Genomic DNA, 7,201 nt, shown 5'->3' on the forward strand with positions numbered 1-7,201 from the left:
AATCGAAAAGCTGAGCTTTTTTATGGGCTAAAGCTGCCTGTAGGCCCCTGTAGGCTATTTTACTTGCGCTGTGGGGCTGCTGGGGCTCCGCTAACCCTTTTCGGGCGGCGCGAGCACTCCAAGCCGAGGAGCTGCACCTTTCAATCACGACGCTTTGATTAAATTCTCCTCCTATAAACCTTCATTTGTGAATTATAGCATTAGTTTTAATACTTTTCTGTGTAGTCGTAATTATATTCAAGTAAATGTGGAGTCGGACTTTTCCCTTCTGGAGCGTAACGAGAATGAACCTGTCTATATTTTTCTGAAATCAAATGCAAATTCTTCCTTGCTCGGGATGCTAAAACATAAAGCAATTTTTTTGAGTTTTCATATCCGTTATTATCGTTGAAATGAGGAATATAATCATTAAGCAAGGCAAAACCTATAACAGTGTCATATTCTTCTCCTTTCACACCGTGAATAGTTGAAACTGTTATTCCATCTTTTTGCCTAAAGACTTTTCTAAAGTTCTCTATCTCTCCAATGAAAGGATTACCTTCGTCTATCAATTTTTGTATTCTGCTTTCAGAACTCGCAAAAAAAGAAGTTTGATGCTCTTCTAATAAAGGGAAATGGTTAATATTGATTTTTAACCTTTTGCAAATCTGTTCAAAAAATAAGCATAAATATGTTAGGCCATCATTCTCGTTCACTTTAATAGCGTTGCATATATTTAAGAACTCTTTATTTGAGATATTAGATACATCTACACCTGCTGCTTCGAGTTCGTGCAGAACTTCTTTGCTCCAACGTAAACGTCGAACATACATATAGGGAGATGGTTCAGTTAAAATTATCCTTGATACTTTAAACCAGAAATTATCAATGTCTCTTGAGAAAGGGGCCATACCCGGACCGTCGAAACTAAAATCAGGTAGTCTAATCATTAATTTTCTGGTAATACTTGCAATGTGTACCCATTGTGGCGCTGCTATACAAATCTGATTTGGATTTATTCCCGCTTCATGTACGTTGAATAAAATTAGTTTTGCTATTTCATCAATCAAATTATCCAATGAAATGGTTGAGTTATAGGTAATCATACTTTTATAGTTCTTATTATCTCCAAAAGCAATGATTGGTGTTGTAAACGTTTTGAAATAGTCAAAATATTTAATGATAGCTTCTGATGACCTATAATTTTTATCTAAACTCAACTGTACCAAATCAAATCCGAATAATTTCTCTAAATCATTTTTAGGCATTGGAAAACCTCCTAACGAATGATAAATTGACTGATTGGGATCACCAACAATTAAGGTTTTTGAGCACCCCCTATTTGCAGAAAGAATTTTTGAAATGATTTGGTACTGTATATCTTTTGTGTCTTGATATTCGTCAATTAAGATAAATGGGAACAGTTTGCAAAGTATTTTGCTAATAATTGGTTTTGTTTTCAATAACTCATAAGCATAGAAGAGTATCTGCTCAAAGTCCAGTTGATTATTGTCTTTTAATAACCCGAAGTATTCCTTTAAAATAGCTTTTATATGCTCATTCTGATTACAGCTTTTTGAAGTAAACTTATAGGTTCCATTTGTAGTAGCATAATATTGAAAATCATAAAAGGTAACTTTGGGGTTTGAATATTTTTTGCATATGGTGGTTAGTAGTTTTTCGCTATCAAAAGAATTGCAAATTTTAAAACCGTTTTTCAATCTATCAGAATAGAGATGGTAAGGTTTTAATATCCACTCCATACAGAATCCGTGAATAGTTCCAATCCATAGTTGAGTCGTATCTACTCCTAATAATTCAACCCGCTCTTTGATTTCGTCGGCAGCATTGTTTGTGTAGGTAATGGCAATAACAAATTCTTTATTGGAATTTAGCCTCCCCAATTCGTATGCAATCTTGTATGTCAGGGTTCTGGTTTTGCCACTACCCGGACATGCAATTAATAACACACTATTATCTTCTAAGATCGCTGCTTCCTGCTCTTCATTTAGACTGCCTTTTTCCCAAATAAACATTTTCTACTTCAGTTTATCTATTAAAGTTAAGATTTGGTCTCCAGGTATTACCAGATCTAAATAAAAAGCAAGATCATCTAAGGTTGCTTCTTCTGTTCTATATTTCTTTAGATTTTTACGGCATAAGTTAAAATCTAAGGTGTTATTATCTTCAAAATGTTTATTCATTCTGTACTCAATAATATCTGCAACAATATTTGCTGAATATGTTTCCTTAGTAAAAAGGATTGCATCAACTATATACGTCGGAATTTCAGTTTTGTAAGAAATATGTTTCCCCAACATAATAGCAAACCAACCTTTGCCTTCCTGCTTAGCCATTGTCAAGACACGCTTTCCGTAAACTTCTACACTGTCATTCGCAATATCTGATTTAGCCTGATCAATAGTATCCTGATCTGTATATACTTGCTTGATAATTTTTTTTACTTCCCTTTCATTACCCTCAGTAATAAAATCAACTTCAAATGTATGTTTGGCATAAAATGCTTTTATCCAATTGTTGCTTGCTTCAAAGTCGTCAAGTTTTGCTTTACGTTCTAAACCCTTTCGCTTAGAACCTGCTATTTTGTTTTTATACTTTTTGTCCGGTTCGCTATCAGTTTCTTTTATCGTTGTATCGCAAATCGCATCATCTAAATCTGTCAGGATCGCACATTTTCTTTTTATTCGTGTATCATGAAAAAGCTGAGCAACATTCTCGAAACCTGTACTTCTAATATTTATAAGGCTAATCCCTAATTCATCAAGGCTTACGCCAAATACTTTCTTTACCATAATAGGTATCAATATTTCTTCTGCATCGCCTTCGACTAATATTACTCCCTTTGCAAATAGTAGATTTGTTCTTACAGCATCTAAATAACGCTGTATTTGATTTACACTTTCTGGCGATAAACCTGTTGCCGGTTGGTAAACTTCAGCATAGTTTAGTTTTTTAGCGAGTATGTTGATATTCTCAACATTGCTAACTTCAGAAATCTGTGTTGAATGTGTGGAGTAAATGATCTGTGTATCACCATAATCTAGTTTATCAAATAATGTCTTTTGAATATGATTATGGATATGCGCTTCAGGTTCTTCAATGATTAGGAAATTTGCAAATGAGTCTTTTGACTTTCTATACTTAAATTCCAATAATTTTAGGGTTAAAAAAATAAGATTAGCTCCACCTAAACTCAATTCGTGGATACCGCCTTCGTAGTCTTCTCCTGGTTCGCCAATAAATAATTTTAAAGATTGTAACAGTTTTTCCGCTTCGCTCGGCACGCTTGATCTTATTGATAAAGAAGATGGAGAATAAGTAAGTCCTACCGCATCTTGTATGGTTGATTTAATGTCAGACCTTATTTCTTGTACATCAGGTAAATCTTCAATACGTTCATTAAGTTTTAAAACCAAATCACTAATAGGCTGATAATCTTCCTCTCTTATTTCTCCGCATTTATTTCTCAATAGTGTAAGCAAAGGATTAGTTCTGTTATTATGAAAATCGCTCATAACATCTCTCAATGCCTGAACGAAAGTAAATGAGATTTCCTTTGATATTGATAATTGATGCGGAATTTTTGCGCCAAATTTTGAAGCGTCAATTACGGATGGAAATATGACATTATCAAAATCTCCTACAAGTTCTTTATATACTTCTGGATTGTTAAAGTCAGCGGTGCTCTTTCCTGTAAAGACAGTTTCATAGTTATCCTGAATCGTTATAGTGTCAAGTATGGCTTGTAAACCTTCCGTGTCACCTTCATTCAATTCAGCAAGCCTTTGTCTGATATCTGCCTTTGGTCGAAAATAAAGATTGTAAGTAGCTTTTTTTACAAAATCTTCTTCTGCTATACCGACTCCATGAATAAATAAGGATTGAATGGCTTCTTCATTACTTAAATCGTCAAATTCTATGCTGATGATAATCCAATGTCCTTTCCACTTACCTTTTTCTAAAGTTCTATTAAAGTCGCTTTCTTTGAGTTTATAAGCGTATGCCAAAGAAACGTCTTCTAAGAGAAGCCGGATTGCATTAAACACGTTCGTTTTACCAGAGCCATTCTCACCTATAATGGTGTTAATTCCTTTGTTGAATTGAAAGTTTGCATTTGCAAAATTTCGGTAATTAACGAGGCTTACTTTAGATATGTACATCTAATTAATTATTTTTGATTTACTTTGGATTACATTTAACGGATGGGTATATGCAAATGTAGGCGATTGTGGGCTTCAAACTTATCAATCCGCTACTATTTAAAGCGGGATACTGCCCTTGAGTTTAGCACAGTCTCACCCATTTTAAATATACCGTGTTGTGTACCGTATTTTATTGTTTCCTTTCAATATTAGTCAAGATATATTTCACTTTTTCCTTTTCTGCTACTTTCAATTCTTCAACTATTTCCAGACAGTCTATTTTATATATTTCAGTCTTAACAGTTACCCCTTGTAATAAATCATCTTGAACTTCACCACTATATTCCTTTTCATCTTCAATGTTATAGATTCTCCAAGTTCCCTTTTCGACATCAACCTGTACAAAATACCCTTCGAATTCCTTCCTTTCCTCAGCCAATTCCTCAGTTAATGTTAAAATGTCATATATTTTTTGAGCTTTGGTTTTATTTATTGTTGAAAAGTGAACGTTTTCTTGTCCAAGAGAATACCATTTATGTTTAATTTTTATATCGCAATCAATCAACTTTTTAATAAGTTTTTTAAAACTACTAATTGTATGTCCTTTTACTGTCCTAAGGGATTCAATATATTCATCATTACTATCAAAATCACGTATAATTTCCTCAAATTTCGATAATCCCAACTCAATTATAGAATTGCCAAACAAATCAACTTGGGATGTTGAATACATGTGTAGATTGAATGAACTATATGATGATGCAAATGCACGGAGTTTATAATTCTGTGGAATATAATATGGCTTTTTATTTTTAATATTTTGTCTCGCAATCTCTTTTTTATAACTATTTTCAATAATTACTTGATATAACTTAACTATATCTCCAAAGTCATCAGCATCAATGCTGTAATTATCATTGCTATCCGAAACTGCAAGATGAACTATCGCATTGTTCTTTTCTAAAGCTTCGTTTAATATCAGTTTATTTTCTTCGAGAGGCTTTTCATACTTAAACCCAACTTCAGGTAAATATTCTTCAGGCAATTTTACTCCGTCAAACAAACTTGCTTCAATATTGTCCGAAATCTTGTCAAACGAATAAATTTGATTTGTTTCAGGAGTAACAAATACATCTCTTAAGTCAACTCGACCATTAATAAATTCAGTTAATCTCTTCGCTGAAATTGCGGTTGATACATACAATATTGATTCATTATCAACATCAACCAATAAGCAAAGATATTTTGTTCCAACTTCGTCCGTTGCAATAAAAATCTCAGGTATATCGTAATATACTAAGATTTGCAATATGTGAAGTTGTTTGTTCATTGTACTTTATTTGCTGTTTTAAAGTTAAAAGAATTACTTCTCCACCAAGAATAATGATTTGGGTCTTTGAATGTTTTCATTACTAAACCATCATTATCATTCAGATTCACCTCCAAAATAGATTTAAATCTTTTTCTATGGCTTGGGAGTTTTAAAATATTATTACAAGCTTCTAAATCATCATAAACCGAAAGTGACCTCGCAATGCACTCACTAACTCCATTAAAAACTCTATCCGGGTTTAGTAATCTTTGAGATATAAAATCATTATCACTTGGAACTTCAGATGAAGAAAATCTATACACAGTCATCCCTTGAGGAACATTCGCTTCCTTTGGCGGACAATATTCTGGTAATTCTTCAAACCAATCTTTCATTTCAATCTATTTTTTTTTGCAGGGTCACGTCTTAATATGGTACACAACACCTCAGTAGTCGCAGCTAGCCGCGATTATTTTCGCTTTACGAGCCGCTTTATGACAGGCAGGGGAAGTTTTGTTTCCTACTATTTCCCATAAGCAGTATTTAAAACGAAAACAACCTCCCCAAACAGGGTGTAAACGAGGTATTTTATAGAACAATGCTTACTTTAGGCGTTACGTTATAAATAGGTAGGCAATATAATATTTATTAACTTTCGTTATGCTCCGTAGGCAGAAAAAAAGCGGAAGAGAATTAAGAAAATAGGAGAGATGTGGGGATATTTACGGCTGGCAGTATAAAAAATTGCCGTTTGCGAGCGGTTTTCTTTTAAGCTACATAAAAGAAGAGGTGGAATATAGCCATTAGGTAGTCTACCATTCCTTTTTTCAGAGCTGGCGGAGGTGCTGTAGGCTTTAGCTGGCTACTTTACTGTCTTGTATGGGGTAGTGGAGGGAAGAGGTGGCTATTGGAAGCACAAAACCACCTGCCACCACTACGCTAAATGCAAAGTACAGCGTTTTACGTAGCCACCGAGCTGCCAAACTCTTGCAGGTGCTGCTGCAGGGGGTGGCTACCACCTTCTATTTTGCAATTTTCTTGGAATGGTTAGCTTTCACAAAGCTCCTTGAGCTTATCGAGCGCCTTGGGGTAGGTTTGGTTCATGTAATCTAAAAAGTCTTCGGGGGTGTCTAAGTTAACCGTAACGGTTGTAGCGCCATCTTTTTCTTCGAAGGTGTAGCTTTCGGCTCCGTTTGCCCATTTTTCCACCTCTGGCCCCTCCGTAATTTCCCTATCAGCGCTTAGAAGGCCATAGTGCCGAATGGAAACAAGCTGGTTGGGAATATTTTCAGCTATCCTAGAAACCATACCACCCTTTTCGCCTTTATCATCCACTCCAATGAATAGAATTTTGCTCCCCTTGTCCCAGCTACCCTCGTAGGTTGATGTGGGGTTAAACAGGGAAGTCCACTGCTCGTAGGTTGCCTTGCTGCTGATGCCCAGCATAAAGTCATAAACCTTGGTAACGGGGGCGTTAATGCTCGTTGCGAACTGTAACTTTTTCATAAGCCTATTTTTTGTTGATGCTACTCCTTCGGGTTGCTACTTCCCGAGATCCAAAGCAGCGGTTTTGCATTATCTAACGGCTGGCGGAACAAAAAGTTCTCGCTTACGGGTGGTTTGCGTTTAATTTGGATGGTGGTAGAAGGGGGGAGTTCTTGCAAATTATTACTTCCTCTTCATTTCTTTTTAGGAAAAAAGAAACGAAGCAAAGAAAATCCTGTCGAGGCTTAACTCGCAGGCTGCG

General features: G+C 35.3%; 5 protein-coding genes. All 5 read right to left on the reverse strand.

What is annotated here, in order from left to right; genetic code table 11:
* Positions 1-206: 206 nt before the first annotated feature.
* On the reverse strand, positions 207-2,015 hold the full coding sequence (locus L990_RS17140; RefSeq protein ID WP_047451984.1) for a UvrD-helicase domain-containing protein: 1,809 nt from the start codon (positions 2,013-2,015) through the stop codon (positions 207-209).
* A 3-nt stretch (positions 2,016-2,018) separates the two neighbouring features.
* Complete coding sequence (locus tag L990_RS17145; RefSeq protein ID WP_047451986.1) at positions 2,019-4,160, reverse strand: ATP-dependent nuclease; 2,142 nt, start codon at positions 4,158-4,160, stop codon at positions 2,019-2,021.
* 172 nt (positions 4,161-4,332) lie between these two features.
* Entirely contained in the window at positions 4,333-5,472 is a 1,140-nt protein-coding gene (locus L990_RS19490) for a DUF6575 domain-containing protein (RefSeq protein WP_052181117.1), read from the reverse strand.
* A complete protein-coding gene (locus tag L990_RS17155) occupies positions 5,469-5,849 on the reverse strand; it encodes a hypothetical protein (RefSeq protein WP_052181118.1) in 381 nt (126 codons plus the stop codon). The genes L990_RS19490 and L990_RS17155 overlap by 4 nt, the downstream gene beginning before the upstream one ends.
* 652 nt (positions 5,850-6,501) lie before the next feature.
* Positions 6,502-6,960 (reverse strand): SRPBCC family protein, encoded by a 459-nt coding sequence (locus tag L990_RS17160; RefSeq protein WP_047451989.1) that lies wholly within the window; start codon positions 6,958-6,960, stop codon positions 6,502-6,504.
* Positions 6,961-7,201: the final 241 nt, after the last annotated feature.

Origin of the sequence: Alistipes sp. ZOR0009 (assembly GCF_000798815.1) — a bacterium.
GTDB lineage: Bacteria > Bacteroidota > Bacteroidia > Bacteroidales > ZOR0009 > Acetobacteroides.

Coding starts and splice junctions, on each gene's coding strand:
- L990_RS17140 (WP_047451984.1), bottom strand. CDS start 2,015: ATGTTTATTTGGGAAAAAGGCAGTCTAAATGAAGAGCAGGAAGCAGCG.
- L990_RS17145 (WP_047451986.1), bottom strand. CDS start 4,160: ATGTACATATCTAAAGTAAGCCTCGTTAATTACCGAAATTTTGCAAAT.
- L990_RS19490 (WP_052181117.1), bottom strand. CDS start 5,472: ATGAACAAACAACTTCACATATTGCAAATCTTAGTATATTACGATATA.
- L990_RS17155 (WP_052181118.1), bottom strand. CDS start 5,849: ATGAAAGATTGGTTTGAAGAATTACCAGAATATTGTCCGCCAAAGGAA.
- L990_RS17160 (WP_047451989.1), bottom strand. CDS start 6,960: ATGAAAAAGTTACAGTTCGCAACGAGCATTAACGCCCCCGTTACCAAG.